The 661-nt window shown below is 36.8% G+C and carries 1 protein-coding gene; it reads left to right on the forward strand.

All coding sequences use genetic code 11. The features are described from left to right. Nucleotides 1-32 precede the first annotated feature (32 nt). A complete protein-coding gene (locus ACE01N_RS20615; protein WP_380592991.1) occupies nt 33-521 on the forward strand; it encodes a hypothetical protein in 489 nt (162 codons plus the stop codon). Nucleotides 522-661: the final 140 nt, after the last annotated feature.

Raw genomic sequence — 661 nt, forward strand, 5'->3', positions numbered from 1 at the left:
CATACCGCGGGAACGTTGGCGGTAATTAAAAAATGACAAGACGGATAGACATATTAATTCTTCTGATTATGATGTTGTTTGGTTGCAAGGAAACAAGTAAACCTGACAAAACCAGAATTCAGTTGAAATATGAAATTATTCCTGAAGACTATGACAGAAACTTGTATTATGTTGACTGGACTGATACTTTAGGACTAAGTGAAGGTTATTTGCCAGACAAGATTTTAAAGAGACCTAAAGAAATTTGGTGTTTTGTGACAAATAATCAAAAAGATACTTTGGGGTATTACCATGGACTTAGTATGGCACAAACGTTTTGCTATTTTCAGACAACAGACTCAATCGTAACTCTGAATTTTATGATTGGACTAAACATGTTTCCTGATAAGTTTGAAAAAGACACCACTGGAGCAAAAGCATATTTGGAAGCAAACAAAATACCAATTGAATTTAAACCAATTAAGGTGAATATCAAGACCGAATTGAGAAAAGAGTTTGAAGTAGAATTAAATGAAAAATAACTACCGCCAACACGCGGTCATAGTGCATGCGGTTTTATTTTAAACTGCAAACCTATATTCCGTATGCCGTCGTTTTCGGCTTGACAGTCTCCACTTCGTGGGACAGTCAACCGCACGACACCATACCGCGGGAACGTTGT

Source organism: Quyinboa ferrireducens (assembly GCF_042436675.1).
GTDB lineage: Bacteria > Bacteroidota > Bacteroidia > Bacteroidales > UBA5342 > JBHJHP01.